Raw genomic sequence first — 24,381 nt, forward strand, 5'->3', positions numbered from 1 at the left:
GGCCCCCCCCCCGGGACACCCGTTCGCCGGCTGGCACCGCCCAACACACCCCGCCCCGGCCCACCCACTCCCCCTCCAGGCCCCCCCGCCCGGCGCCCCACGACGCCGCCCGCACCCGCTACGCCCGCCGCCACTGACACCGGACCGGACAGAGCGAGAACGGGGTCGTGTTCGAGACAGCGTCCCGCACGAACACGACCCCGTTCTCGCTCAGCTCGGGACCTCGGGTCAGTCGACCGGTACGGCCGCCGCCTGGGTGGTGCGGCGGAGCAGGCCGGCGCTGAGCCGGATGTCGCCGAGCGCGTGCGCGTCCAGCAGGCGCCGCGCCAGCTTCTCCAGCGTCTCCGGGTCGGGTGCGCCCCGGTCGTCCGCGGGGTCCACGGTGTCGCCGGCCTCCTGGCGGGCCAGCCCGTAGCTCGCGGCGAACCAGTCCGCGACCGTCACCCCGTGCACGGGCGTGTGCACGACCTCGACCGCGTCACCCGCGCCGATCTCACCGTTCTCGATCACGCGCAGGTAGGCGCCCGTGCGGTTCGCCTGGGTGAACCGGCGCACCCAGCGCTGCTCGCCCAGCCGGCGGCCGAAGGTCTGGCAGGGCACGCGCGGGTGCGTCACCTCGAGCAGCGACGAGCCGATCCGCCAGCGTGCCCCGATCACCGCGCGGTTCACGTCCAGCCCGCGCACGCGCAGGTTCTCGCCGAACAGCCCGGGCGTCACGTCGCGGCCCAGCTCGGCGGACCAGAAGTCGGCGTCCTCCTGCGCGTACGCGTAGACGGCCTGGTCGAGGCCGCCGTGGTTCGCGCGGTCCGCCTGGACGTCCGCGTACAGGCCGTACGGACGGACCTTGACGCGGCCCTCGACCGGACGCTTGTCGATGGCCGTCACGCCGACGGTGCCGGCGTCGGGAAGCAGGACGTGGACGCGGCAGACCGCGAGGAGCTCAACCATGCGCACATGCTCCCACCGCGAACGGCACGTCCCGCCTCCCTTTTTTGTCACTTGCCCTTCGGCAGCGGGAGCGGCTCCATCCACTGGTCGTTGGCCGTGAGGTCGATGCCGAACTCGGCGGCGAACCGCATGCGTGTGCCGGTCAGGACGCCGTCCGCCGACTCGTCGAGGTCGTAGACGCGGGCGCCGCGCAGGCGGTTGCGCTCCGGACCCGACAGGCCGTAGGTGCCGAACCCGGTGTTTCCCGCGTAGCCGAGCAGCACGCCGTAGTAGTCACCCGAGTAGGTGTTCACGTGGTCGTGACCGCAGAACACGCCGCGCACGTCACCACGCTGCTGGATCGCCGAGAACATGCCCGAGTTGAACGGGCCCGGGCACTCCTCCTCGTTCCGCTCGCCCTCGATACGGTGCCGGGCCCTGCCCCGCTCGTGGTCGGCGTCGGTGCGGCCGTCGACCGAGCCGAACCACATGAACCGGTATTCCCACAGCGGGATGTGGATGAACATCAGGGACGGGATCGCCCGCCCGTACCGGCGCTCGATCTGCACGGAGGTGTCGTAGTACCACTTGACCTGGTCCATGCGCAGCCAGTCCCAGGTCGGGTAGCCCTCGAAGTCCTGGCCGGCCAGCAGCTCGGGGGCGTAGCGCCCGGAGTCGAGCAGCCAGACGTTGAAAGCCGGGCGCCCGTTCGAGCCGTCGATCAGCAGGTTCGAGTTGCCCTGGCCGGTGACGCCGCGCGCCGTCGGGCCGTTCACGTTGTACCGGTAGGACCGGTAGAAGGCCAGCATGTCCGTCTCGTCGACGCCGCTCTTCGGCGTCGAGTCCTCGTCGTGGTTGCCGAAGGTGATGGCCCACGGCACCGCGCGCTCCTCCATCGGCTGCACCACGTTGTTCATCGCCTGGTGCATCTCGAGCGGGGTGTCACAGCCGCCCGTGATGTTGTCGCCGTTGAGGATCACGAGGTCGGGCCGCTCGTCGTCGAGCACGGCGCGCATCAGCTCGAGCGTGCGGCGGTCGACCTTCTCGTCGTCCTGCGTGTCGTTGAACTGGACGATCTTGAACTTGCCGTCCCGCCCGAACCGCAGCCCGCGCTGCGGGTGCCTGCTGAGCTCGGTCGCGCCGGCGGGCGCGGCCGCCGCGACGGTCGCGGCGGTCGCGACCCCGGCCGCGCCGAGGCTGCTCAGGGACAGGAACGTCCGGCGGTCGACGGCGGACGCCCCTGCCTCCGTGGTGCCGCTGTCGGCCGGGTTGATCTCGCTCGGCATGTCGCCGGCAGTCTTCTCGTTCATGCCGACGACGATCGGTGGCCGGGCTGGCGACCGTCCGACCGGCGGATGGACCCCCGGTGACGGTCTGCTGAACGCCTACCGCCGCACGGCCCGTGCGATCGCGTAGACCACCAGGATCACGGCGACCAGCCCGGCGGTGGCGGCGATCTGCGGCCGGGCGGCGGCGTCGGACAGCATGAGGCCCACAACTGCCACGAGCGCGACGAGCGTCACCCAGGAGAGCCACGGGTAGCCCCAGGCGCGCAGGCGCAGCTTCTCGCCCCGCGCGGCGGCCTCGGCCTCCAGGCGTGGTCGCAGCCGGAGCTGCGAGACGACGATCAGCAGCCACACCACGAGCAGCGCCGAGCCGACGGCGTTGAGGAGCACCCCGAGCAGCGCCTCCGGCAGCAGGTAGTTGAGCAGCACCGCCACGACGCCGAAGAACACCGAGACCAGCACCGCGACCCACGGCACCTCGCGACGCGAGACCCGGGTCGCGAGCGCCGGAGCGTCACCGCGCCCGCCGAGCGAGTACAGCATGCGCGACGTCGCGTAGACGTTCGCGTTGAAGGCGCTCAGGAGCGCGAGCACCACCACGACCTCCATGAGCCGGGCGGCGCCGTCGAACCCGGCCAGCTCCAGCACCGAGACGAAGGGCGACTCGAGGCGGGCGGCGTCGGTCCAGGGAATCAGGGCGACCATGATCGCGACGGAGCCCACGTAGAAGAACAGGATGCGCCAGAGGATCGTGCGGGTAGCGGTCGCCACGGCGGTCTGCGGGTCACGTGCCTCGGCCGCGGCGATCGTGACGATCTCGATGCCCCCGAACGCGAAGACCACGGTGAGCAGGCCGGCCGCGATGCCGGGCAGGCCGGCGGGCGCGAAGCCGCCGTGCGCGGCCCAGTCCCCCAGGGCGCTGCCCGTGACCGGCACGACGCCGGTCACGATGAGCACGCCCAGGGCCAGGAACCCGACGATCGCCGCTACCTTGATGGTCGCGAACCAGAACTCAGCCTCGCCGAACTGGCGCACGCCGACGAGGTTGATCGCGCCGAACACCGCGACGATGACCGCCGCGACCGCCCACTGCGGCACGCCGGGCCACCAGCCGTGCACGATCCCCGCCACACCGGTCACCTCGACGCCGAGCACCATGACGATGGTGAACCAGTACAGCCAGCCCAGCAGGAACCCGGCCCAGCGGCCGAGCGCGGCCTCCGCGTAGACGGAGAACGACCCGCTCGACGGGAGCGCCGAGGCCATCTCCGCGAGCATCCGCATGACGAGCACCACGATGGCGCCGGCTATCGCGTAGCTGAGGAGGACCGCGGGGCCGGCGGCGGCGATGCCGAGGCCGGATCCGAGGAACAGGCCGGCTCCGATGGCGGAACCTAGGCCCATCATCGTCAGGTGCCGGGGTCGTAGTCCGTGGGCCAGCTGCTGGCGCAGATCGTCGGTGGTGCTCACGACCGACCACGGTAACCCGGGCTGCGGGGAGCCGGTCCACAGCGGATGTGAGTGGTTCGTCTCCGGTGAGAGAATTCAGGGCGTGACCGACTCCGCACAGACCCCCGTGCACGCTGGTGAGGCCCGCTCCGTCGACAACGAGGACTACGGCCTCGAGACACCTCTGGAAGGGCACCCGGAACCGCTGCCCCACGTGGTGGTGGTGGGTGGCGGATTCGCCGGTATGGCGGTCGTGAAGGCGCTGCAGGACGCTCCGGTGCGGATCACGCTGATCGACCGCCGGGTCTACAACACGTTCCAGCCGCTGCTCTACCAGGTGGCGACGGGTGGGCTGAACCCGGGCGACGTCACCTACTTCCTGCGCGGTCTGCGGCTCAAGCAGAAGAACGTGCACGTGGTGCACGAGCACCTGGTCGAGGCGGACCACCAGGCGAAGAAGATCCGCCTGCTGAACGACCACTGGGTCAGCTACGACTACCTCGTGGTGACGGCGGGCGTGACCACCAACTTCTTCGGGACGCCGGGCGCCAAGGAGTTCGCGTTCCCGATGTACTCGCGGTCGCAGGCCATGCGGATCCGCGACAACCTCTTCATCCGCCTGGAGAAGGCGGCAAAGTCCAAGCGGCTCGACGACGGTCTGCGGGTCGTCGTCGTGGGCGGCGGAGCCACCGGCGTCGAGGTGGCCGGCGCGCTCGCCGAGCTGCGGACCGCCGGCCTGGCGCCCGCATACCCCGAGATCCACGGTGACGCGTTCGAGGTCAAGATCGTCCAGCGCGGCGGCGAGATCCTCAAGTCCTTCGCGCCCAAGCTGCGCACCTACGCCACCAAAGAGCTGGCCCGGCGCGGGGTCTCGCTGCACCTGGGCGCCGGCGTCGCCGCCGTCGAGCGGGACGCGGTGGTGCTCACCGACGGCAAGCGCATCCATGCCGACCTCACCGTCTGGTCGGCGGGTGTGCACCCGCACGAGGAGGTCGCCGACTGGGGCCTGCCGCAGGACGAGTACGGCCGCATCAAGGTCGGCGAGGACATGCAGGTCGAGGGGCTGCCCGGCGTCTTCGCGGCGGGCGACATAGCGGTCTCGCCGGCGGACCTGCCGCAGCTCGCCCAGCCCGCGATCCAGGGTGGCGCAGTGGTCGGCCGCAACATCAGGGCGCTCCTCGAGGACCGACCGCTGCAGCAGCTCCGCTACGTCGACAAGGGCACGATGGCGGTGATCGGCCGGCGCGCCGCGATCGCCGAGATCAACCTGCCGGGTGGCAAGGCACTGCGGATCACCAAGGGCATGGCGTGGCTCGTCTGGTTGTTCGTGCACATCATGTCGCTGGTGGGCCCGCGCAACCGGGTCACGACGCTCGCGGGCCTGGCCACGCGCTACGGGTTCCCGTTCCACCGCCGCCCCGTGCCGATCGTGGGCGACGTCCCGACGGTGCGGCCGCCCAAACCCGGGACGCCAGCGGTTCCCGAGGCCTGAACGCGACCTGACCTAAGCGTTTCGCTTCCTGTCTCTCCCGCGGGCGGGTGGGAGACCCTTCGAGAGCCGTAATCGATGTACACCTCGAAGGGGAGCAACCATGAGACCCACGCGCGCGACCATCTCCGGAACCGCGACGGCCGCCATGTTCGGCCTGCTGCTCGTCCCGCTGCTCGCCCAGTCGGCAGGGGCAGCGACGCCCGCGGCCCCCGACGGCGACGGCGCCGGGGTGGGCGCCGTAGGCATCCACGTCTCCGGCGGGCGGCTCGTCGAGAGCGACGGCTCGCCCCTGCTGCTGCGCGGCGTCAGCCACGCCCACACCTGGTACGCCTCGGAGCTCGGCTCGTTCGCCGACATCGCCGAGGCCGGCGCCAACGCGGTGCGGGTGGTCCTCAGCGACGGGACCCGCTGGAACCGCAACGAGCCGGCCGACGTCGGACAAGTCGTCAGCCTGTGCGAGGGGAACCGGCTGATCTGCGTCCTGGAGGACCACGACACGACCGGCTACGGCGAGGAGGCCGCCGCGAGCACCCTCGACACCGCCGCCAGCTACTGGATCTCCCTGCTGCCCACACTGCGGGGCACCGAGGACCGCGTGCTCATCAACCTCGGCAACGAGCCCTACGGCAACAACGCGGCGGTCAACGCGAGCTGGGCCGCCGACACCTCCGCCGCGATCCAGCGCCTGCGCGCCGCCGGGTTCGAGCACACGATCGTCGTGGACGCGCCGTCCTGGGGCCAGGACTGGCAGGGCATCATGCGGGACTCCGCCGCGGACGTCCTCGCGGCCGACCCGGACGGCAACACCGTGTTCTCCGTGCACATGTACGGCGTGTACGACACCGCTGCCGAGGTCACGTCCTACCTCGACGCCTTCACGAGCCAGGGCCTGCCGATCATCGTGGGCGAGTTCGGGCACGACCACTCCGATGGCAACCCCGACGAGGACACGATCATGTCGTACACCCGGTCGCAGGGGATCGGCTGGTTCGCGTGGTCCTGGAGCGGCAACGGCGGCGGGGTCGAGTACCTCGACATGGTGACGGGCTTCGACCCGGCGCAGCGGACGGCGTGGGGCAACCGGGTCGTCACCGGGCCGGACGGGCTCGCGGAGACGTCGGTGCGGGCGCGCGTGTTCGCGGACGTCTCGTCCTAAGATCTCGGCCGGGCTGAGACACTTGCGGCCTGTATCGACAGCCGTCAACATAGACACATGTCGATACAGGCCGACGCCGCCGGCCCCGCCACGTCAGCCGCCGCGCACGCGATAGGCGCCGACGCGGCCGCCGACCTCGCCGCGACGCTCAAGGCGATCGCCGACCCGCTGCGGCTGCGCATGCTGTCGGCGATCGCCACCTCCCCCACCGGCGAGACGACGGCGGGCGACCTGGCCACCCTGACCGCCGTCTCGCAACCGACGGTCTCGCACCACCTCAAGGTGCTGCGGGAGGTCGGCCTGCTCACGGCGGACCGCCGCGGCACCTGGGTCTGGTACCGCATCGCCCCGGCCTACCGTGGCGCGGTCACCACGCTCCTGGACCGGTTCGCCCCGGCCGCCGTCGAGGTGCACGGCGCGCAGGCCGGAGCGCCGCTCGGCGCGCTGGTCGGGCTCGGCAACGTCGATCCAGCCCTCGACCGGGCAGCGGCCTCGCTCGCCCAGCGATTCACCGCGACCCCAAAACGCGAGTGCTACCGCGTGGTCCGGGAGTCGTACGCGGCGCTCGCCCGGCGCGGCGGGAGCGGCGCACACCTCGTGGCGCTCACCGAGCACTTCGCGCGCCAGCGAATCGTCGACGCCGAGCGGGCGCAGGCCCCGGACGGCCCGCGCAAGCCGCAGGTGCTGTTCGTCTGCGTGGCCAACGCGGGGCGTTCGCAGCTCGCCGCGGCGCTCCTGCGGCACTACGCGGGCGACCGGGTGGTGGTCCGGTCGGCGGGTTCCGCACCCGCGAGCGACGTGCACGCCGCTGTGCGCGGCCTCCTCGAGGAGCTCGGCGACCCGACCGCGGCAGAGACCGTCGACGACGTCACCCGCTTCTACCCCAAGCCCCTCACCGACGACGCGGTCCGCGCCGCCGACGTCGTCGTGACCATGGGCTGCGGCGACGTCTGCCCGGTGCTGCCCGACACGCGGTACGAGGACTGGACGGTCGGCGACCCCGCACTCGCCTCCCCCGCCGGCGTCGTCGCGATCCGCGACGAGCTGGACCGGCGCGTCCGCGGGCTGCTCGCCTCCCTCGACGTCGCCGCCGGAGAACCAGCGACCAGAGAAACCCGATGAACGCCCCACACCGGCCCCACCTTCGACCGAGCCACCTGGAGAACCGCATGCCCGAGACCTCGACACCCGACGCCGCCCCGTCGTCCGCCAAGCCGTCCGCCCTCTTCGTCTGCGTGCACAACGCGGGCCGCTCGCAGATGGCCGCAGGCTTCCTGCGGGCGCTGTCCGACGGCGCCGTCGAGGTGCGCTCGGCCGGGTCGATGCCCGCCGACCAGATCAACCCGACGGCCGTCGAGGCCATGCTCGAGGTAGGCATCGACATCCGCGACGAGAAGCCCAAGATCCTGACGAACGAGGCGGTGGAGGCGTCGGACGCCGTCATCACCATGGGCTGCGGCGACGCGTGCCCCTTCTACCCGGGCAAGAACTACCAGGACTGGGAGCTCGACGACCCGGCGGGCCAGGGCCTCGACGCCGTCCGGCCCATCCGCGACGAGATCGAGCGGCGCGTGCGCGGCCTCCTCGCGGAGCTCGGCGTGCAGCCCGTCGCGTGAGCACGCCGACCGCAGAGCTGGTCGGCCCCCGGGCTCCGACCAGCTCTGCGGTGGCGCGGTCAGTCGGCGGAGCGGCCGTGCGCCACTCCCGTGCTGAACCCGACGGTCTGTGGTGCGAGCCCAATCGAGACCTGCTGCGGGCCTGCCGGCGTGCCGCAGCACGAGCCCTGGCCGGTAGCGGCAAGGTCCTCGGACGAGACCACGCCGTCGGCGTCCGCGGCCAGCGCGAGGTCGGACGAGCAGACGCCGGTCGCCGGGAGGTCCAGCTCGACGGCGTCGGCCGCCACCCGGTCGCCCGCGAGCGCCGCGGCGACGGAGCGGACCTGCTCGTAGCCGGTGGCGAGCAGGAACGTCGGGGCCCGGCCGTAGGACTTCATGCCGACCAGGTAGAACCCGGCGTCCGGGTGGGCCAGCTGGGTCTCGCCGTGCGCGGGGACGGTGCCGCACGAGTGGAAGTTCGGGTCGATGAGCGACGCGATCTGCCGCGGTGCCTCCACCACGGGGTCGAGGTCGAGGCGGACCTCGCGCAGCATCGCCAGGTCGGGGCGGAAGCCGGTCGCCGCCGCGACGTTGTGGACGGTCAGGTCGAGCGCGCCTTCGTCGCCGCCGCGGCGTGCCGAACCCAGGACCCGCACGGTGTCGTCCGCGCCGTCGGGAGACGGCTCCAGGCGGTCGATCGCCGCTCGGGTCAGCAGCTCGACGCGGCCGGCCTCCACGGCGTCCCGCAGGCGTGTGCCGAGCAGGCCGCGCGCCGGGAGGTCGTCGCCGGTCCCGCCGCCGTACAGGCGACGCGGTGACCCGCCGCGGATGGCCCAGGTGATCCGGGTGCCCGGTGCCTGCTCCGCGAGCTCGACGAGGCTCAGCAGGGTGTTCGCCGCCGAGTGCCCCATGCCGACCACGAGCGTGTGCCGGCCGGCGAAACGTTCGCGGTCGCGGTCGAGCACGTCGGGCAGGCCGCCCACGAGGAAGCTCCCCGACTCCGGTTCGCCGAGCGCCGGCAGGCCGGACGCACCCAGCGGGTTCGGCTGTTCGAACGTCCCTGACGCGTCGATCACCGCCTGCGCCCGGATCTCCGCGACACCGGTGGGGCCGCCGTCGACCCGGAGCAGGTACGGCAGGCGCTCGCGTCCCAGCGAGCGGGAGCGGTCGGCGCCGTCCCTGGTCACCGCGAGCACCCGCGTCCCGTAGCGGATCCGCGCGTCCGCACGCTCGACGAGTGCCTCGGCCAGGGGTGCGAGGTACCGCTCGACGAGGTCGGCACCCGTTGGCAGCGCGTCCGGGTCGGGTTCGGTCCACTGCCCGGGGCCTGTGCTGGTGGGGCCCGCGCTCGTGGGGCCTGCGCCCGTGCCGCCGGTGAGCAGGCGGCGGGCCGCGGCGTCGACGTCGTACCGCCACGGCGAGAAGAGGCGGACGTGGCCCCAGCGCGCGACGGCGGCGCCGGGGCCGTCCCCGGCCTCCAGCACGAGGGGTTCCAGCCCGCGCTCGGCGAGGTGTGCCGCGGCCGCGAGGCCGACGGGTCCTGCGCCGATCACTACGACCGGCAGGTTCTGCGCTGTGGTCATTCCAGTCACCATCGTCTCTGTCAGCCCTGGTCGCATCGAAGAGTCTCGATGCGTTGCTCAGAACATATCCATGAACTTCAATGCGTGGCAAGATGGTGGCATGACGACGCTCGCGCTCACACCGGTTGCTCCGACGTCCGGCACCTGCTGTGCGCCGCTCGTGCGTGAGGCGGCCGACCCCGCAGCCGCCGCCGACCTCGCCCGCTCCTTCAAGGCGCTCGGCGACCCAACCCGTGTGCGGCTGCTCTCGATCGTCGCGGCGCACGACGGCGGCGAGGCCTGTGTGTGTGATCTCACCGAGCCCGTCGGCCTGAGCCAGCCCACCGTGAGCCACCACCTGAAGATCCTGGTCGACGCCGGACTGCTCGCCCGTGAGCAGCGTGGCAAGTGGGCCTACTACTCGGTGGTGCCCGGTTCGCTCGACAGGCTGGGTGCTCTGCTCAGCGAAGCCGCGAGGTAGCCTCACTCCTGGCGCTCGGCCACACCGCGCCAAGGAGAGATCATGACCCCGGACGAGCTGCGCTCCGCGCAGAAGCTGACGATGGCGAACCCCGAACGGTTGCGCCTCCTTGCCCGCATGCTCACGCATCCGACGGGCCGCGCGACCGCCGAGGACCTGGCGCGGCACGCCGCGGCCGACGCACCGCGAGAGGCTGTCGACGTAGCGGACGTCGCGGACGTGGAGCAGGATCTCGACGCGCTGGTGGCGGTCGGCCTGGTCGCCGCCGTCGGGCCGGTGCCGGCGTACCGGGTGTCGTCGCGAGGGATCGCGCGGTTCGGTGCGGCGGCTCTCGCGGCACCCCGGCACCCGGGCGAGGCGGCGCTCGACGTGCACGACCACGAGGCCCTGCTCGACCGGGTGGTCGAGACCCTGACCGCCGAGTTCGCGAGGAACGCGGGTGCGGGAACCGTGGATCGCCTCGTCCGTGAGTGCTACACCTCGCTGAGCCGGCGGATCGGGTCGTCCGAGCACCTGCCCGCGCTGGCCGCATGGCTCGCGACCGACCGCCTCGCCGCGATGGCCGAGGTGACGCACGGCTCCCCGCGGGACGTGCTCTTCGTCTGCGTCCACAACACCGGCCGGTCCCAGATCGCGGCGGCGGTCACCCGACGCCTCGCGGGTGACCGCATCCGCGTGCGCACCGCCGGGACGAGGCCCGTCGCCGAGCCCGACCCGATGACGGAGACGGTCCTGGCCCGCCGCGGCCTCGACGGGCTCATCGAGTTCCCGCGCGAGCTCACGGACGACATAGTGCGCGCCTCCGGTGTCATCGTCACGATGGGCTGCGGCGACTCCTGCCCCGTGTACCCAGGACGTCGCTACCTCGACTGGCCGCTCGACGACCCAGCGGGCCGCCCGATCGAGGAGGTCGAGCGGATAGTCGACGACATCACCGCCCGGGTGCGGGTGCTGCTCGCGGAGATCGACGCGGCGGACGAGGCCGGCTCGCTCGACGGCGCACCGGCGTGGGTATCGCCTGGCCGGCTGCCGCGCGCGGCCCGGCGGCCATGGTCCACCGTCGCGACCGTGCTGGGCGTGAAGGGTCAGCGGAAGGCCCGGTAGCCGGGGGCGATGGGCGGCCCGGCGAGGGAGATGCTGTCGCGCGCCGGATGTCCAGGTGGTCCGGCAGGGATCGCCCACCGATTCACAGGCCTGTGGACGACGCCTGTGGATAACGACCTGCGGGCAACCCCGGGCGGGCCGGTCCGGTGGGGAGTGTCAGTGGCTCGGTGCATGGTGGAGGAGCGAAGCACTCTCCGTGACACGACCTCTTGAAGGGCTGAGTCGATGACCGCACCATCTTCTGCCGCGCCCGCCCCTGGTGGAGTCGGCACCCTGGACTCCGTCGTCCTGGACGTCCCGAACCTCGCCGCCGAGGCGGACTTCTGGAAGGCGCTGACGGCCGGCACCGTCTCGAAGGCTGACGACGACTGGATCACCGTCGTGACCCCTGACCGCTGGGGTATCGCGTTCCAGCTCGCGCCCGACCACGTGGCGCCGCAATGGCCGGGCCAGGAGCACCCGCAGCAGGCGCACCTCGACCTCTATGCGGCGGACCTGACGTCCGCGAGCGCCCGCGCGGTGGAGCTCGGGGCCACCGTGCTGCGGGAGGGCGAGCAGTGGATCACCCTCGCCGACCCGGCAGGGCACCCGTTCGACATCTGTCTCAAGGAGGAGGCGGAGGGTGTCACCGTCATGGGCGCGACCTTCGACTGCCCTGACGCGTCGCAGCTCGCGCAGTTCTGGTCGGGCGTGGTGGGCGAGCCGGTCACCTACGACGCCGACGGGGTCGCCATGCTGGGCGGGCCGAAGCCGCTGCTCTTCCAGTCGGTGGAGGGGTACAACGCGCCGCGGTGGCCCGATCCTGCGTACCCGCAGCAGCTCCACCTCGACATCGAGGTGTCCGACCTCGACGCCGGCGAGGCAGCGGTCCTCGCTCTGGGTGCGACGCGTCTCCCCAGCCACGAGGAAGGGTTCCGGGTGTTCGCCGACCCGGCGGGCCACCCGTTCTGCCTGGTGCGCTGATGCACTGACTTACTGGTGCACTGACTTACTGGTGCATCGACTCAGGTGTGCACGAGGGCCGGGTGGTCCGGGTGGTCGACCCGGACCACCAGGTCGGGCGCGCCCTCGATCTCCTGGGTGTAGCGCTCGTAGGCGGGAATCGTCCAGGCCTCGGGGGGCGGTGTCCGACGGCGGAGCGTCGCCGGCTTGAGCGCGAGATGCACGACGAGGTCCACGTCGAGCCCGCGTCCGACGGCGAGTGTCCCGTCGAGCACGACGACGGTCCCGGGTGCGGCGGACGCGTACCCGGCCCGGGTCGCGCGGTCGGTGTCGGGGTCGCGCAGGCCGGGCAGGTACTCCTGCCGGTCGACGACGCGGATCAGCACCTCACGGTTCAGCGCCCCGACGTCGATCCAGTCGTAGAGCAGGCTGTCGGAGTCCTCGCGCCCCCGTTCGAGCCGGAGGGACCGTGGACGGAGAAAGTCCCTGACCCTGACCCGAGCCGCTGGACGCCCGGCGGCCTCCAGCGGCACGACCAGCGCATCGGCCAGCAGCTCGGGGTGCGTGGAGGGGTGCCCGTCGACGAGCAGGCGGAGCGGCGTCCCGGCGGGGTCTGGGTCACCCGGGCGTTCCGCGCGCGCGAGGACAAGCTGGACGACCCGCTCGACGAGAAGTGCCTCGCTGACCGGTTCTACGCGTGTGCTCATCGAGGTCTGACTCTATGGCGTCCGGCTCGCCGGCCGAGCCGACCGAGGCGTGTCGCCCGGTAGCCGCACGGGCCGTCGGCCAGAAGTGCCGTTGGCGCTGGAGACCCTCCTGTCGGGTTTCCGACCGGACGAGCCCGACCACAGGAGGCCTTTTCGGCCCTTCGTCCACAGATCACGGATGACCGCCTCCCGGACCTTCGCGACCGGCCGAGGATCGTGCCGAGAGGGGTGCCGAGCACCACCGAGCGCAGGCCGTCCGGCAAGGGGGACACATGCCAGGAACACAGGAAGTCCAGGACGCACCGGTCATCGACCTGAGCGCGCGCCGACAGGCCCGCGACCGCCGTCAGACGCTCGGGGCTGTCCCGGCTCCCGACGACTCACCGGGCTGGTTGCTGCGGCCCCCCGCGTACCGGGTGGTGGACAACCTCGTGCCCTGGGCCGGGCTCGCCGACGGACGCAGCTTCGCCACCCTGCTCGGTGACCCGATCGACGCGCACCTGATCCGCACCACGTTCCCGCCCCGGGCCCTTGCCCGCAGCTTCTGCGGCGGGCCGACGCTCGAACAGGTCACGTACGCCATCACCAGGGAACCACGGCGGATCAAGGCACGCGTGTGGGTCGGCGGCTACGGGACACCCGACGAGGGCGTCAGCGTCGCCACGGTCTACGTGCGGTTCGAGGGCGGCCGCACCGACGCCGAAGCACGAGCCGCGCAGCACCCCGCGCTCTGGGCATGGCTGGCCGGCCGGCTGGGACAGGACACCGCACGACCCCGCTGGCCCGAGCCCGACGAGATCGCGGCGGACAGCGCGGACGTGCGGGAGTCCGGAAGCTGGTGGCGCCTGCGCTGGGGTCCCTCGCGCACGCCACAGGCCCGGGACGCCGGGGCCCGGTTCTAGTGGTCCGCGCGCCGGGAGCTGATCACACCGGTGTCGAACCCCGCCAGGTGCAGCCCACCGTGGAAACGAGCGTGCTCGACCTTGAGGCACCGGTTCATCACCACGTCCAGCCCGGCGGCCTCGGCCCCGCGCGCCACGTCCTCGTGCCACAGACCGAGCTGCAGCCAGAGCGTCCTGGCGCCGACGGCCACAGTCTCGTCCAGCACGCCCGGCAGGTCGTCGTGGCGCCGGAAGACGTCGACGAGGTCGGGCACGACGGGCAGGTCGGCCAGGCTCGGATACACGGGGTGGCCGTGGATCTCCGTCGCCCGCGGGTTCACGAGGTAGACGTCGTACGAAGAGGAGGAGAGCAGGTATGACGCCACGAAATAGCTCGCGCGCGCAGGGTTCGCCGACGCCCCAACGATCGCGACCGAGGTGGTCGTACGCAGGATCCGCATGCGCTCCTGCAGGCTCGGCCCCTGCCAGGTCTCGCTCATCGCTTCGCTCCCGTCGCCTTGGTCAGGGCCTGGTCGAGGTCCCAGAGGATGTCCTCGACGTCCTCCAGCCCCACCGAGATGCGGACGAGGTCCTCGGGCACGCCCGCCGCCTCGAGCTGCTCGTCGCTCAGCTGCTGGTGCGTCGTCGACGCCGGATGGATCACCAGGGTGCGCGAATCACCGACGTTCGCCAGGTGCGACGCGAGCTGCAGCGACTCGATGAACCGCCGTCCGGCGGTCCTGCCGTCGGGCACGCTCCCGCCGTCGGGCAGGTCGGTCACTGCTGGGACCCGCAGGCCGAACGCGAAGACCGAACCCGGCCCGAGCGGCAGGTACTTCCGCGCCCGCTCGTGATGCGGGTGCGACGGCAGCCCGGCCCAGAGCACGTACCCGACCCGCGGGTCGGTGTCGAGCCACTCGGCGACGGCCCGGGCGTTCGCCAGGTGCGCGTCCAGGCGGTACGACAGCGTCTCGACTCCCTGCAGAAGCTGGAACGCGGACTGCGCCGAGAGCGCTGGACCGATGTCACGCAGCTGCTCGGACCGGAGCTTGGTGAGAAACCCGTACTCACCGAAGTTCGCCCACCAGCTCACGCCCCCGTAGGACGGGACGGGCTCGGTCATCTGCGGGAACTTCCCGTTGCCCCAGTCGAACCGGCCGGACTCCACGACCACGCCGCCGAGCGTGGTGCCGTGCCCGCCGAGAAACTTCGTCGCGGAGTGGATCACTATGTCGGCGCCGTGCTCGATCGGGCGTACGAGGTAAGGCGTTGCGAGCGTCGCGTCCACGACCAGCGGGATGCCGGCTGCGTGGGCCACCTCTGCGAGCCCTTCGAGGTCGGCGACCTCGCCGGACGGGTTCGCGACGACCTCGGTGTACAGGACCTTCGTGTCGGGCGTGATCGCGGCCGCGTAGTCGGCGGGGTCGGTGCCGGGCACGAAGGTGGTCTCGACCCCGAAACGGCGCAGCGTCACGTCGAGCTGCGTCACGGTCCCGCCGTAGAGCTGCGCGGACGCGACGACATGGTCGCCTGCCCCGACGAGCGCGGCGAAGGTGATGAACTCGGCGGACATGCCCGACGCGGTCGCCACGGCGCCGATGCCGCCCTCCAGCGAGGCGATGCGCTCCTCGAGCGCCGCGACCGTCGGGTTGCCGATGCGCGAGTAGATGTTGCCGTACTTCTGCAAGGCGAAGAGGTTCGCGGCGTCCTCGGTGTCCCGGAACACGAACGACGTCGTCTGGTAGATCGGCACCGCCCGCGCCCCGGTCGCCGCGTCGGGGATACCGCCAGCGTGCAGGGCCCGCGTGCGGAACCCGAAGGTGTGCTCGGTCATCGTCCTCACCGTAGTGGCCCGGGCGCGTCCCCCGGAGCACCACCCGCCGCATCACCTGCTGCTGTGAGCGATTTCCGATGACGGGTGTCGGAGCGCGCGAGTACGTTGAACCGGTGACCCAGCCCTATCTCCGCTTCCCTCACGTCCATGGTGACCAGGTGGCCTTCGTAGCCGACGACGACGTCTGGCTTGCCCCGGTCTCCGGCGGCCGCGCATGGCGCCTGACCAGCGATCACGCCCCTGCGGCCACCCCGCGCTTCTCCCCCGACGGCACGCGTCTCGCCTACGTGTCGCACAAGGACGGCCACCCCGAGGCCTACGTGGTCGAGCTCGCCGACGGCGCCACGCGGCGCCTCACCTGGCTCGGCGGAACCACCACCATGGTGCTCGGCTGGGACGACGCCGGGCGCGTGCTCGTCGCCTCGAACGCCGGAGCGCACGAGCGCTCGCTGACCGTCGTGCGCGCGGTGGGCCTCGACGGCACCGTCGAGACCCCGCGCTACGGGCCGTCCTGGGGCGTGGCCGAGCACCAGGGTCAGGACGGCAGGCGCACGACGGCCCTCGTCTCCGCCGGCTACCGGACCCCGGCCTACTGGAAGCGGTACCGGGGCGGCACGGCCTCGGTGCTCTGGATCGACCGCGGTTCGGGCGACTGGGAGCGCCCGCTGCCCGACGACGAGGCAGGCGTCTACGACCCGCACTGGATCGGCGACGCGCTGGTGTTCACGTCGGACCGCGGGGCCACATTCCCGAACCACGCTGACGAGCAGGCGAACCTGTGGGTGCTCGACGGCCTCGCGACCGGCACGGAGACCCCCGAACCGCGACAGCTCACGACCCAGTCGGAGGCGGAAGGCTACGTCCGCGACGCCACGTCGGACGGCTCGCGCATCGTGTGGCACAGCCGCGGCGACCTCTGGCTGCTCGACGGCCTCGACGGCACCCCGCGCCGGCTCGACATCACGCTCACCGGCGCGCTGCCGCAGCCGTACTGGACCGACCCGGAATCGAGCCACGCCAACATCGACGGTCTGGCCGTGGACAGCACCGGCGACGCGAGCGTCGTCGGCTGGCTCGGCACCGCGTACTGGGTGACCCATCGCGCGGGTCCGGCCCGGGCGCTCGTGGCGGACCCGTCGGTCCGGGTCCGGGAGCCCGTGCTGCTCGGCGACACCGGCCGCGCGGTCGTCGTGACGGACGCGCCCCGCAGCACCGCGCGGGGCGAGAGCAGGGAGGACGCGCTCGAGGTCCACACCCTGCCCGGAGCCTCCACCGACAGCCCGGCGGTCGAACCCCAGCGCTTCGCGGCCGGTGAGCTCGGTCGGGTGCTGCACCTCGCCGCGAGCCCGGCCGGAGACAAGGTGGCAGCGATCTCGCACGACGGTCGCATCAGCCTGGTCGCCATGCCTGCCGTGGACGGCCCCGGCGGCGGCGCGGACAACGACCGGGTCGAACCGGGCACGATCACCCCGCTCGGCCGGTCGGGCAACGGAGAGGCCGCTTCGCCGACGTTCTCCCCGGACGGGCGGTACCTCGTCTGGTCGAGTCCCACGGGCAGCGAGGGTGACCACCACCAGCTCCTCGTCGCGGACCTGCACGCCGAGAACCCCACGGCGACGGCGCTGACGTCCGGGCGGTTCCACGACTTCTCCCCCGCGTTCAGCGATGACGGCAAGTACGTGGTGTTCCTCTCGGACCGTACGTTCGATCCGTCCTACGACTCCCACGAGTTCGCCCTCTCCTTCAGCGCCGCGACCCGACCGTGGCTGATCCCGCTGGCAGCCACCGAGCCGGCGCCGTTCGGCCCCAGCGCCGACGGATGGCGCCTGGCCAAGCCCGACGACAAGGACGACGACAAGGAGACCAGTAAGGACTCCGGTAAGGACGGCGACCAGACGGGCGACGCCGGCGAGGCGACGGACAAGCCGCACAAGGCCGAGAACGCCTCGCCCGACATCGACTTCGACGGTGCGGAGGAGCGCATCGTGCCGTTCCCGGTCGTGTCGGGCCGCTATCGCGACCTGCTCGCCGCCAAGGGCGGTGTGCTCTGGATCCACGAGACCGACGACGCCGGTGTGCTCGGCTCACGCCACGCGGGCTCCGAGGCCGACCCGGTGCCCAACGTGCTGCAGTTCTGGTCGTTCGAGGCGCGCAAGGCCTCGGACGTCGCGGAGAAGGTCGGCGCCTACGCGGTGTCGGGCGACGGCGAGCGGGTGGTGATCCGTACCGGGTACGGGCTCAGCACGCAGTCCGCGACGAGCAAGCCGGGCGACGACGACCCCAGCGCGTTCGACATCGACCTCTCGCGCGTCCGCTACGAGGTGGACCCTCGCGCGCAGTGGCACCAGATGTTCGACGAGAACGCCCGCATCATGCGCGACCACTACTGGCGGGCGGACATGAACGGCGTCGACTGGGACGGTGTCGTGGCGCGCTGGCGCCACCTGGTCGACCGGGTCGCCACGCACGACGACCTCGTGGACGTGCTCTGGGAGACCGTCGCCGAGCTCAACACGTCGCACGCGTACGTGCGCAAGTCGCACGAGCCGGGCGACACGTCCCGCAAGCTCGGCCTGCTCGGCGCGGACCTCTCCCGGACCGCCGACGGCTGGCGGATCGATCGTGTCCTGCCGAGCGAGTCGTCCGACCCGGGCGCGCGGTCGCCGCTGCGCGCCGCCGGGGTCGACGCCCAGCCGGGTGACCTGATCGTCGCGGTGGACGGGCGGCCGGTGGACCCGACGGCAGGCCCGTCGGCGAACCTGGTCGGCGCGGCCGAGATCCCGGTCGAGCTGACCCTACGGCGACCCGCCGTCGGGCCGGACGGCGCTGGTTCGGACGGTGACCGGGCGTGGGCCGCCGACCGCCGCGTCGTCGTCGTGCCCCTGGCCAACGAGGCCGACCTGCGCTACCAGGACTGGGTGCGGTCACGCCGGGAGTACGTCGCCGAGAAGTCCGGCGGCCGCCTCGGGTACGTGCACGTCCCGGACATGATGAGCACCGGCTGGGCGCAGCTCCACCGCGACCTCCGGCTCGCCACCGACTGCGAGGGCATGGTCGTGGACGTGCGGTTCAACGGCGGCGGCCACACGTCGCAGCTCGTGATCGCACGCCTCGCCGCGCGCGTCGCCGGCTGGGGCCTGAACCGGCACTACGACCGTCCCAGCTCCTACCCGGACCGCGCCCCGCGCGGGCCGGTGGTGCTGGTCACCAACGAGTACGCCGGATCCGACGGCGACATCGTGAACGCGGCCGCGCAGGCGCTCGACGTCGGACCGGTGGTCGGCGTCCGGACCTGGGGCGGCGTGGTCGGGATCGACGGTCGCTTCGACCTGGTGGACGGCACGGGGATCACCCAGCCGCGGTACGCGTTCTGGCTCGAGGGCAAGGGATTCGGCGTCGAGAACCACGGTGTCGACCCTGACATCGAGGTGCGGCACACGCCGGCGGACTACTTCTCCGACGTCGACCCGCAGCTCGAGGCCGGGATGGCCGAGGCGTTCCGCCGGCTCGCGGAGCGTCCCGCCGCGGCCCCGCCCGCGATGCCGGAGCCGCAGGTCCGCCGCCGCTGACCCCCGACGTGTCAGACCTACAGGTCACTCCGGTGACTCGTAGGTCTGACACTTCAGGCCGGTCAGGGCCGCTTCGCCTGGACGAACGTGATCGGCCCGAAGCGGTGCTCCACGTGCTCGACCTCGCGGACGTCGGCGAACCCGGCGTCCGCGAGGAGCCGCACCAGATCGACCTGGCCGTGACCCCGCGGCCTGCCGCGCCCGCCACTACCACCGTGCCCGTGCCCGTGCCCGTGCCCACCCTGACCGTGACCGCTGTGGCCCGCGCTACCCGACCCGTCCGAGCCCCCGAAGTCCACGATCGTCACCTTCCCGCCCGGGCGGAGCACCCGAAGAGCCTCGCGCGCGAACATGGCTCGCCCCTCCTCGGGCACATGGTGCAGCGCGAGTGCCGACACGATGTGGTCGAGCGACCCGTCCCCGTTCGGGAGCCGGTCCGCGAAACCCTGCACGAGAGTGATCGGCACCCGGCGCCGGGTCGCCTTGCGGGCGGCGACGCGCAGCGCTCCGGCGTCGGGGTCGAGGCCGGTGACACGCGCGGCCGGCTGCGCACGCAGCACGGTGAGCGCCAGGTTCGCGGTACCGCAGCCGACGTCGAGCACGGACTGGCCGGGCGTGACGTCCGCGAGCGCCGCCGCACGCTCGTGCAGGGCGCGTGCTCCGACGCGGCGCGAGATCAGGTCGTAGAACGGGAGCAGCCACGACCTGCCCATGCCGGGCAGGAACTCGCGCTCACGCTCCTCGGGGGTGCGATGGTCGAGGATCCGCACGGTCGTGTTCATCCGGGAGGCCTTCCGTCGGGTGGTAGCGCGGGTGGGGGTGACGCGGGGGGCGCGCGGGTCCTGCCGCGCAGGCCCCGCCGCACACCAGCATCGGACGTTCTGGGGTACGGGCGCAGCACGGAAGTCGGCCGCGATAGCACGATCCTCGGTCGCGTCGATCGGACGGACCGGCGGCACCCCGGCCGGGAAGGCGGTAGCGTCGAACGGGTCACGACGGAGGGGGAACGCATGGCGCGGGACAGGGGCACCGGGGCTCGCCTGCGCACCGTGCGCCCAGACGGCACCCCCGTGTACCGGCACCCGACGCGGCCGGGCACACTGCCGGTGCAGGTCACACGGATCGACGCCGAGGTCGACCACCCGCACGCACCGCCGGACCACAGGCATGCGCACGACTTCCTCGTGCTCGTCTACGTCGAGCGGGGTGGTGGCACCATCGCGTTGGGCGGCCGGCACACACCGCTGCGCGACGGCGACGTGCACGCGATCCCGCCCGGGCAGGCGATCGGCTCCGCCACGCCGGCCGACCTGCACCACAGCCGGTCCTGGAGCGTCGCGTTCACGCCCGACGCCGTCCCCTCGCTCGCCTCGGTCTCACCCCTCGCCTGGGCGCACCACCCGATCCTCGCGCTGTTCGCCCTCGCGACGCCGTCCGCCGGGGCGAGCGCCCAGGTCCCGGATGCCGAACGTCCCCGCTGGTCCGGGTGGCTGACGGAGCTCGAGGAGGAGCTGGCGGAACCGGGCCGGCCGGGCGCACGCGAGGCGGCGTCGGCCCTGCTGACCCGGATCCTCGTCGCGGCGGCCCGGCTGGCGCCGTCAGCCCCCGCGGCACCGGACCCGCTGGTGACGCGTGTCTTCGACGAGATCGAGGCGACGTTCCGGGAGCCGGTGTCGACGTCCGACGTCGCACGGGCGCTGGGCTACACACCAGGGCACCTGACCACCGTGGTCCGCGAACGGACGGGTCGCACACTGCTCGAGTGGATCACCGAACGCCGCATGACCGAGGTGCGCCGGATGCTCCGCGACACCGACCTGCCGCTCGGTGTCGTGGCCGCCCGGACCGGCCTGCGTGACGCCACCTACCTCGTCCGGCGGTTCAAGGACCGGTACGGGACCACACCCGACCGGTGGCGGCGGGGCGAGCGTGTGTGAGTTCCCGCCGACTATCAGTTAGTTTTGGGGCGCGCATCGGCAATGTCGATGTGTGTCAACCGTCGAACGGAGCCTCCACCATGTCTCGCAACCGCACCCTCCTCACGGCCGCCGCAGCCTCCGCTGCCCTCCTGGCCCTGACCGGCTGCGGAAGCTCCGGCGAACCCGGCGGCGCCGGCGAGGAGCTGGGACTGGTGTCCGGCGACACGCTGACCGTCGCCACCGAGGGCACGTACCGGCCGTTCAGCTACCACGACGAGTCCGACAAGCTGGTCGGGTACGACGTCGAGGTCGCCGAGGCCGTCGCCGAGAAGCTCGGCGTGGAGATCGAGTTCCAGGAGACCCAGTGGGACGCGATCTTCGCGGGCCTCGACGCGGGCCGCTTCGACACGATCGCGAACCAGGTGACCATCACCCCTGAGCGTGAGGCCGACTACGTCTTCTCGACGCCGTACACGGTCTCCACCGGCGTGCTCGTCGTGACCGCCGACAACAACGACATCACGAGCTTCGCCGACCTCGACGGCAAGACCACCGCCCAGTCGCTCACGAGCAACTGGAACGACCTCGCCAAGGAGAACGGCGCCAACGTCGAGGCCGTCGAGGGCTGGGCGCAGGCCGTCGCGCTGCTCGAGGAGGGCCGCGTGGACGCCACGATCAACGACAGCCTGACCTACCTCGACTACGCGAACACCGAGGACGCCTCTGGCATCAAGGTCGCGGCGGAGACCGAGGAGGAGTCGCAGTCGGCGTTCGTCGTGACGCCCGAGCGCCAGGCTCTCGCCACGGCGATCGACGGCGCCCTGGACGACCTGCGCGCCGACGGCACCCTCGCGGAGCTGGGCGAGAAGTACTTCGGCGAGGACGTCTCCGAGTAACGCTCCGCGCCACACGTCTCCGCTGATCGCGGGGAGAGGGATACATGGACTGGCAGCTCGCCGTCGACTCGTTCTGGCCGCTCCTGCGGGGCGCCCTCATCGGCACCATCCCGCTCGCCCTCGTGTCGTTCGCCTTCGGGCTGGTGCTCGCGCTCGTCGTGGCGCTGCTGCGGTTGTCGCCGAACCCGGTGCTGTCGTGGGTCGGCCGTGCGTACATCTCGCTGATCCGTGGCACGCCGCTTCTCGTGCAGCTCTTCATCATCTTCTACGGCATGCCGAAGCTGGGGATCGTCTTCGACCCGTGGCCCGCTGCCATCACCGCGTTCTCCCTGAACGTGGGCGGCTACGCGGCCGAGGTGATCCGCGCGGCGATCCTGTCCGTGCCCAAGGGGCAGTGGGAGGCCGGCTGGACGGTAGGCATGTCGCCGATCAAGACGCTGGGGCGGATCATCCTGCCGCAGGCCGCGCGCGTCTCGGTGCCTCCCCTGTCGAACACGTTCATCTCGCTCGTCAAGGACACGTCGCTGGCCGTGGTGATCCTGGTGACGGAGATGTTCCGCAAGGCGCAGGAGATCGCCGCGTCCTCCAACGAGTTCCTGCTGATCTACGCCGAGGCGGCCCTGATCTACTGGATGTTCTGCACCGTGCTCGCCGCCGGCCAGAACGCTATCGAGAAGAGGCTGGACCGGTATGTCGCGCACTGAGGACGCCCCGACCACGACCCTCCTGACCGCCCGCGGCATCCAGAAGTCGTTCGGCAGCAACCACGTGCTGCGCGGGGTGGACCTGACCGTCCGGCGCGGCGAGGTGGTCGCGCTGATCGGCGCGTCCGGCAGCGGCAAGACGACGGTCCTGCGCTCGCTCAACGGGCTGGAGACACCCGACGCCGGGCTGCTGGAGCTGGACGGCGGCCCCGTCGTCGACTTCGGCGCCCAGGCCGCCGCGTCGGGCGGCGGCTGGGGTGCCCGGCGCGCCGGCGCCCGCCTGGCGAAGGCGAACCGCGCCGCCCTGCGCGACCGGTCGGCGATGGTCTTCCAGCACCACAACCTGTTCCCGCACCGTACGGTCGTCGAGAACGTGATCGAGGGCCCCACGCAGGTCAAGCGGATCCCCCGCGCGACGGCGGTCGGCCGCGCGGAGGAGCTCCTGGCCCGCGTCGGGCTCGCGGACAAGCGCGACGCCTACCCGCACGAGCTGTCCGGCGGCCAGCAGCAGCGGGTCGGCATAGTGCGTGCGCTCGCGCTCGAGCCGGACCTCCTGCTGTTCGACGAGCCGACGTCGGCCCTCGACCCCGAGCTCGTGGGAGAGGTGCTGACCGTGATGAAGGAGCTCGCGGACGAGGGCTGGACGATGGTCGTGGTGACGCACGAGCTGCAGTTCGCGCGCCAGGTCGCGGACGAGGTGCTGTTCCTCGACGGGGGCGTTGTGGTCGAGCGCGGCGCGCCCGCGCAGATCTTCTCCCAGCCGGCCGAGGAGCGGACCCGCCGCTTCCTCGACCGGATCCTGCACCCGCTCGACTAGACCTCGGTCACTCCCCCGGGTAGACCAGGCCGATCTGCTCGCGGATCGTGTCCAGCGTGGCCATGATCGCCACCGTCTCCGCACGGGGCAGGAGCGGGCTGTCGAGCTCGCCGGCCGCGACCAGGCGCTCGGCCTCGGCGGCCTGGAACTGCATGCCGCGGCCGGTGATCTCGGCGGTGAACGTCTCGGTCTCGGTGCCCTCGACGTCGTACACGTGGACCGTCGTCTGGCTGTACCAGACGGAGTCGATCTCGATGCGCCCCTCGGTGCCGAGGATCGAGGCCCGGTTGGGACCCCTCGTGTCCGACGCCGAGACGGTGGTGGCGACCCGAGCGCCGTCGTACCCGAAGATCGTGGCGATGGTGGCGTCCGCCCCCGTCTCCTTGAACGTCGCGTGCGACTGCACGGTGAGCGGCTCGCCGAACAGGTCCCAGGCGAACGAGACGGGGTAGATGCCCAGGTCGAGCAGCGAGCCGCCGCCGAGGGCCAGGTCGTTGATGCGGTGCGCCGGGTCGTCCGGCAGGTCCTGGGTGTGGTCCACCATCAGGGTGCGGACCTCGCCGAGCACACCCGAGGCGATGATCTCGCGCACGCGCGCCATGTGCGGCAGGAACCGGGTCCACATGGCCTCGAGCGCGACGAGGCCCTTCTCCCCGGCGAGCTCCGTGATCTCGCGCGCCTCGGCGGCGTTGACCGTGAACGGCTTCTCGACCAGCACGTGCTTGCCGGCCTCCAGTGCGAGCTTCGCGGCCTCGGCGTGCATCGGGTGCGGCGTCGCGATGTAGACGATGTCGACCTCGGGGTCGTTCACGAGGTTCTCGTACGAGCCGTGCGCCGTCGGGATGCCGAAACGGTCGGCGAAGGCTCGCGCCTTCTCCAGGGACCGCGACCCCACCGCCTGCACGGTGAAGCCGTTGTCGTTCAGGTCTGAAGTGAAGGCCGCGGCGATCCCGCCGGCCGCGAGGATGCCCCATCGCAGGTGTGTCATGCGCTCGAGCGTAGTGCCCACCCGGAGATCGCCGAAGTAGAGCGCCTGTCCGCGGACGGCAGGGCTTGAGCC

General features: G+C 72.2%; 22 protein-coding genes. 13 read left to right on the top strand and 9 right to left on the bottom strand.

Annotation, left to right across the window (positions count from 1 at the left end; genetic code table 11):
* Positions 1 to 228: 228 nt before the first annotated feature.
* The 3 genes from ACFWE2_RS14175 to ACFWE2_RS14185 all read right to left on the bottom strand — a co-directional run bounded on the left by ACFWE2_RS14175 (position 229) and on the right by ACFWE2_RS14185 (position 3,620).
* Positions 229 to 948 (bottom strand): MOSC domain-containing protein, encoded by a 720-nt coding sequence (locus ACFWE2_RS14175; protein ID WP_377224873.1) that lies wholly within the window; start codon positions 946 to 948, stop codon positions 229 to 231.
* A gap of 47 nt (positions 949 to 995) precedes the next feature.
* Entirely contained in the window at positions 996 to 2,237 is a 1,242-nt protein-coding gene (locus tag ACFWE2_RS14180; protein ID WP_377224874.1) for a metallophosphoesterase family protein, read from the bottom strand.
* Positions 2,238 to 2,312: 75 nt separating this feature from the next.
* The gene (locus ACFWE2_RS14185) at positions 2,313 to 3,620 is read right to left on the bottom strand and encodes an amino acid permease (RefSeq protein WP_377224893.1); all 1,308 of its coding nucleotides are present in this window, start codon (positions 3,618 to 3,620) and stop codon (positions 2,313 to 2,315) included.
* A gap of 145 nt (positions 3,621 to 3,765) precedes the next feature.
* Here ACFWE2_RS14185 and ACFWE2_RS14190 point away from each other — a divergent pair, with 145 nt between their 5' ends.
* From ACFWE2_RS14190 to ACFWE2_RS14205, 4 genes are all read left to right on the top strand, one after another.
* Positions 3,766 to 5,154 (top strand): NAD(P)/FAD-dependent oxidoreductase, encoded by a 1,389-nt coding sequence (locus tag ACFWE2_RS14190; RefSeq protein ID WP_377224875.1) that lies wholly within the window; start codon positions 3,766 to 3,768, stop codon positions 5,152 to 5,154.
* Positions 5,155 to 5,254: 100 nt separating this feature from the next.
* The gene (locus ACFWE2_RS14195) at positions 5,255 to 6,310 is read left to right on the top strand and encodes a glycoside hydrolase family 5 protein (RefSeq protein ID WP_377224876.1); all 1,056 of its coding nucleotides are present in this window, start codon (positions 5,255 to 5,257) and stop codon (positions 6,308 to 6,310) included.
* Positions 6,311 to 6,367: 57 nt separating this feature from the next.
* Positions 6,368 to 7,432, top strand: coding sequence for a metalloregulator ArsR/SmtB family transcription factor (locus tag ACFWE2_RS14200; RefSeq protein WP_377224877.1), 1,065 nt, complete (start codon positions 6,368 to 6,370; stop codon positions 7,430 to 7,432).
* A 47-nt stretch (positions 7,433 to 7,479) separates the two neighbouring features.
* Entirely contained in the window at positions 7,480 to 7,926 is a 447-nt protein-coding gene (locus ACFWE2_RS14205) for an arsenate reductase ArsC (protein ID WP_377224878.1), read from the top strand.
* 59 nt (positions 7,927 to 7,985) lie between these two features.
* On the opposite strand, the gene ACFWE2_RS14210 is transcribed toward ACFWE2_RS14205, so the two are convergent.
* Positions 7,986 to 9,488, bottom strand: coding sequence for an FAD-dependent oxidoreductase (locus ACFWE2_RS14210; protein ID WP_377224879.1), 1,503 nt, complete (start codon positions 9,486 to 9,488; stop codon positions 7,986 to 7,988).
* 100 nt (positions 9,489 to 9,588) lie between these two features.
* On the opposite strand from ACFWE2_RS14210, the gene ACFWE2_RS14215 reads away from it, so the two are divergent.
* From ACFWE2_RS14215 to ACFWE2_RS14225, 3 genes are all read left to right on the top strand, one after another.
* Positions 9,589 to 9,948: an ArsR/SmtB family transcription factor gene (locus ACFWE2_RS14215; RefSeq protein ID WP_377224880.1), complete on the top strand. Its 360-nt coding sequence runs from the start codon at positions 9,589 to 9,591 to the stop codon at positions 9,946 to 9,948.
* 42 nt (positions 9,949 to 9,990) lie between these two features.
* Positions 9,991 to 11,052 carry a low molecular weight phosphatase family protein gene (locus ACFWE2_RS14220; protein ID WP_377224881.1) on the top strand — a complete coding sequence of 354 codons (1,062 nt, stop codon included), beginning with the start codon at positions 9,991 to 9,993 and terminating at the stop codon, positions 11,050 to 11,052.
* 225 nt (positions 11,053 to 11,277) lie between these two features.
* The gene (locus ACFWE2_RS14225) at positions 11,278 to 12,015 is read left to right on the top strand and encodes a VOC family protein (protein WP_377224882.1); all 738 of its coding nucleotides are present in this window, start codon (positions 11,278 to 11,280) and stop codon (positions 12,013 to 12,015) included.
* Positions 12,016 to 12,056: 41 nt separating this feature from the next.
* Here ACFWE2_RS14225 and ACFWE2_RS14230 read toward each other — a convergent pair whose 3' ends face one another.
* The gene (locus ACFWE2_RS14230; RefSeq protein WP_377224883.1) at positions 12,057 to 12,701 is read right to left on the bottom strand and encodes a uridine kinase; all 645 of its coding nucleotides are present in this window, start codon (positions 12,699 to 12,701) and stop codon (positions 12,057 to 12,059) included.
* 272 nt (positions 12,702 to 12,973) lie between these two features.
* Between ACFWE2_RS14230 and ACFWE2_RS14235 the strand changes: the two genes are divergently transcribed.
* On the top strand, positions 12,974 to 13,603 hold the full coding sequence (locus tag ACFWE2_RS14235) for a hypothetical protein (RefSeq protein WP_377224884.1): 630 nt from the start codon (positions 12,974 to 12,976) through the stop codon (positions 13,601 to 13,603).
* Here ACFWE2_RS14235 and ACFWE2_RS14240 read toward each other — a convergent pair.
* Positions 13,600 to 14,082 (bottom strand): CoA-binding protein, encoded by a 483-nt coding sequence (locus tag ACFWE2_RS14240; RefSeq protein WP_377224885.1) that lies wholly within the window; start codon positions 14,080 to 14,082, stop codon positions 13,600 to 13,602. The genes ACFWE2_RS14235 and ACFWE2_RS14240 overlap by 4 nt on opposite strands.
* Positions 14,079 to 15,416: an O-acetylhomoserine aminocarboxypropyltransferase/cysteine synthase family protein gene (locus ACFWE2_RS14245; protein WP_377224886.1), complete on the bottom strand. Its 1,338-nt coding sequence runs from the start codon at positions 15,414 to 15,416 to the stop codon at positions 14,079 to 14,081. The genes ACFWE2_RS14240 and ACFWE2_RS14245 overlap by 4 nt, the downstream gene beginning before the upstream one ends.
* Positions 15,417 to 15,574: 158 nt before the next feature.
* On the opposite strand from ACFWE2_RS14245, the gene ACFWE2_RS14250 reads away from it, so the two are divergent.
* Positions 15,575 to 18,985 carry a S41 family peptidase gene (locus ACFWE2_RS14250; RefSeq protein ID WP_377224887.1) on the top strand — a complete coding sequence of 1,137 codons (3,411 nt, stop codon included), beginning with the start codon at positions 15,575 to 15,577 and terminating at the stop codon, positions 18,983 to 18,985.
* 62 nt (positions 18,986 to 19,047) lie between these two features.
* Here ACFWE2_RS14250 and ACFWE2_RS14255 read toward each other — a convergent pair whose 3' ends face one another.
* On the bottom strand, positions 19,048 to 19,767 hold the full coding sequence (locus tag ACFWE2_RS14255) for a class I SAM-dependent methyltransferase (RefSeq protein ID WP_377224888.1): 720 nt from the start codon (positions 19,765 to 19,767) through the stop codon (positions 19,048 to 19,050).
* A gap of 228 nt (positions 19,768 to 19,995) precedes the next feature.
* Here ACFWE2_RS14255 and ACFWE2_RS14260 point away from each other — a divergent pair, with 228 nt between their 5' ends.
* The 4 genes from ACFWE2_RS14260 to ACFWE2_RS14275 all read left to right on the top strand — a co-directional run bounded on the left by ACFWE2_RS14260 (position 19,996) and on the right by ACFWE2_RS14275 (position 23,321).
* On the top strand, positions 19,996 to 20,922 hold the full coding sequence (locus ACFWE2_RS14260) for a helix-turn-helix domain-containing protein (protein WP_377224889.1): 927 nt from the start codon (positions 19,996 to 19,998) through the stop codon (positions 20,920 to 20,922).
* Positions 20,923 to 21,002: 80 nt separating this feature from the next.
* Complete coding sequence (locus tag ACFWE2_RS14265) at positions 21,003 to 21,800, top strand: amino acid ABC transporter substrate-binding protein (RefSeq protein ID WP_377224890.1); 798 nt, start codon at positions 21,003 to 21,005, stop codon at positions 21,798 to 21,800.
* 44 nt (positions 21,801 to 21,844) lie between these two features.
* Positions 21,845 to 22,504, top strand: coding sequence for an amino acid ABC transporter permease (locus ACFWE2_RS14270; RefSeq protein WP_377224891.1), 660 nt, complete (start codon positions 21,845 to 21,847; stop codon positions 22,502 to 22,504).
* A complete protein-coding gene (locus tag ACFWE2_RS14275; protein WP_377224892.1) occupies positions 22,491 to 23,321 on the top strand; it encodes an amino acid ABC transporter ATP-binding protein in 831 nt (276 codons plus the stop codon). The genes ACFWE2_RS14270 and ACFWE2_RS14275 overlap by 14 nt, the downstream gene beginning before the upstream one ends.
* A 7-nt stretch (positions 23,322 to 23,328) precedes the next feature.
* Here the strand turns inward: ACFWE2_RS14275 and ACFWE2_RS14280 are convergent, their stop codons facing one another.
* Entirely contained in the window at positions 23,329 to 24,309 is a 981-nt protein-coding gene (locus ACFWE2_RS14280; RefSeq protein ID WP_377224894.1) for a Gfo/Idh/MocA family protein, read from the bottom strand.
* Positions 24,310 to 24,381: the final 72 nt, after the last annotated feature.

The sequence above is a fragment of the Promicromonospora sp. NPDC060271 genome (genome assembly GCF_042726755.1).
Taxonomy (GTDB): domain Bacteria; phylum Actinomycetota; class Actinomycetes; order Actinomycetales; family Cellulomonadaceae; genus Promicromonospora.

Bases quoted from the DNA above. Each gene is read 5' to 3' on its own strand.
- ACFWE2_RS14175 (WP_377224873.1), bottom strand. From the start codon at position 948: ATGGTTGAGCTCCTCGCGGTCTGCCGCGTCCACGTCCTGCTTCCCGAC.
- ACFWE2_RS14180 (WP_377224874.1), bottom strand. From the start codon at position 2,237: ATGAACGAGAAGACTGCCGGCGACATGCCGAGCGAGATCAACCCGGCC.
- ACFWE2_RS14185 (WP_377224893.1), bottom strand. From the start codon at position 3,620: ATGATGGGCCTAGGTTCCGCCATCGGAGCCGGCCTGTTCCTCGGATCC.
- ACFWE2_RS14195 (WP_377224876.1), top strand. From the start codon at position 5,255: ATGAGACCCACGCGCGCGACCATCTCCGGAACCGCGACGGCCGCCATG.
- ACFWE2_RS14200 (WP_377224877.1), top strand. From the start codon at position 6,368: ATGTCGATACAGGCCGACGCCGCCGGCCCCGCCACGTCAGCCGCCGCG.
- ACFWE2_RS14205 (WP_377224878.1), top strand. From the start codon at position 7,480: ATGCCCGAGACCTCGACACCCGACGCCGCCCCGTCGTCCGCCAAGCCG.
- ACFWE2_RS14210 (WP_377224879.1), bottom strand. From the start codon at position 9,488: ATGACCACAGCGCAGAACCTGCCGGTCGTAGTGATCGGCGCAGGACCC.
- ACFWE2_RS14215 (WP_377224880.1), top strand. From the start codon at position 9,589: ATGACGACGCTCGCGCTCACACCGGTTGCTCCGACGTCCGGCACCTGC.
- ACFWE2_RS14220 (WP_377224881.1), top strand. From the start codon at position 9,991: ATGACCCCGGACGAGCTGCGCTCCGCGCAGAAGCTGACGATGGCGAAC.
- ACFWE2_RS14225 (WP_377224882.1), top strand. From the start codon at position 11,278: ATGACCGCACCATCTTCTGCCGCGCCCGCCCCTGGTGGAGTCGGCACC.
- ACFWE2_RS14230 (WP_377224883.1), bottom strand. From the start codon at position 12,701: ATGAGCACACGCGTAGAACCGGTCAGCGAGGCACTTCTCGTCGAGCGG.
- ACFWE2_RS14235 (WP_377224884.1), top strand. From the start codon at position 12,974: ATGCCAGGAACACAGGAAGTCCAGGACGCACCGGTCATCGACCTGAGC.
- ACFWE2_RS14240 (WP_377224885.1), bottom strand. From the start codon at position 14,082: ATGAGCGAGACCTGGCAGGGGCCGAGCCTGCAGGAGCGCATGCGGATC.
- ACFWE2_RS14245 (WP_377224886.1), bottom strand. From the start codon at position 15,416: ATGACCGAGCACACCTTCGGGTTCCGCACGCGGGCCCTGCACGCTGGC.
- ACFWE2_RS14255 (WP_377224888.1), bottom strand. From the start codon at position 19,767: ATGAACACGACCGTGCGGATCCTCGACCATCGCACCCCCGAGGAGCGT.
- ACFWE2_RS14260 (WP_377224889.1), top strand. From the start codon at position 19,996: ATGGCGCGGGACAGGGGCACCGGGGCTCGCCTGCGCACCGTGCGCCCA.
- ACFWE2_RS14265 (WP_377224890.1), top strand. From the start codon at position 21,003: ATGTCTCGCAACCGCACCCTCCTCACGGCCGCCGCAGCCTCCGCTGCC.
- ACFWE2_RS14270 (WP_377224891.1), top strand. From the start codon at position 21,845: ATGGACTGGCAGCTCGCCGTCGACTCGTTCTGGCCGCTCCTGCGGGGC.
- ACFWE2_RS14275 (WP_377224892.1), top strand. From the start codon at position 22,491: ATGTCGCGCACTGAGGACGCCCCGACCACGACCCTCCTGACCGCCCGC.
- ACFWE2_RS14280 (WP_377224894.1), bottom strand. From the start codon at position 24,309: ATGACACACCTGCGATGGGGCATCCTCGCGGCCGGCGGGATCGCCGCG.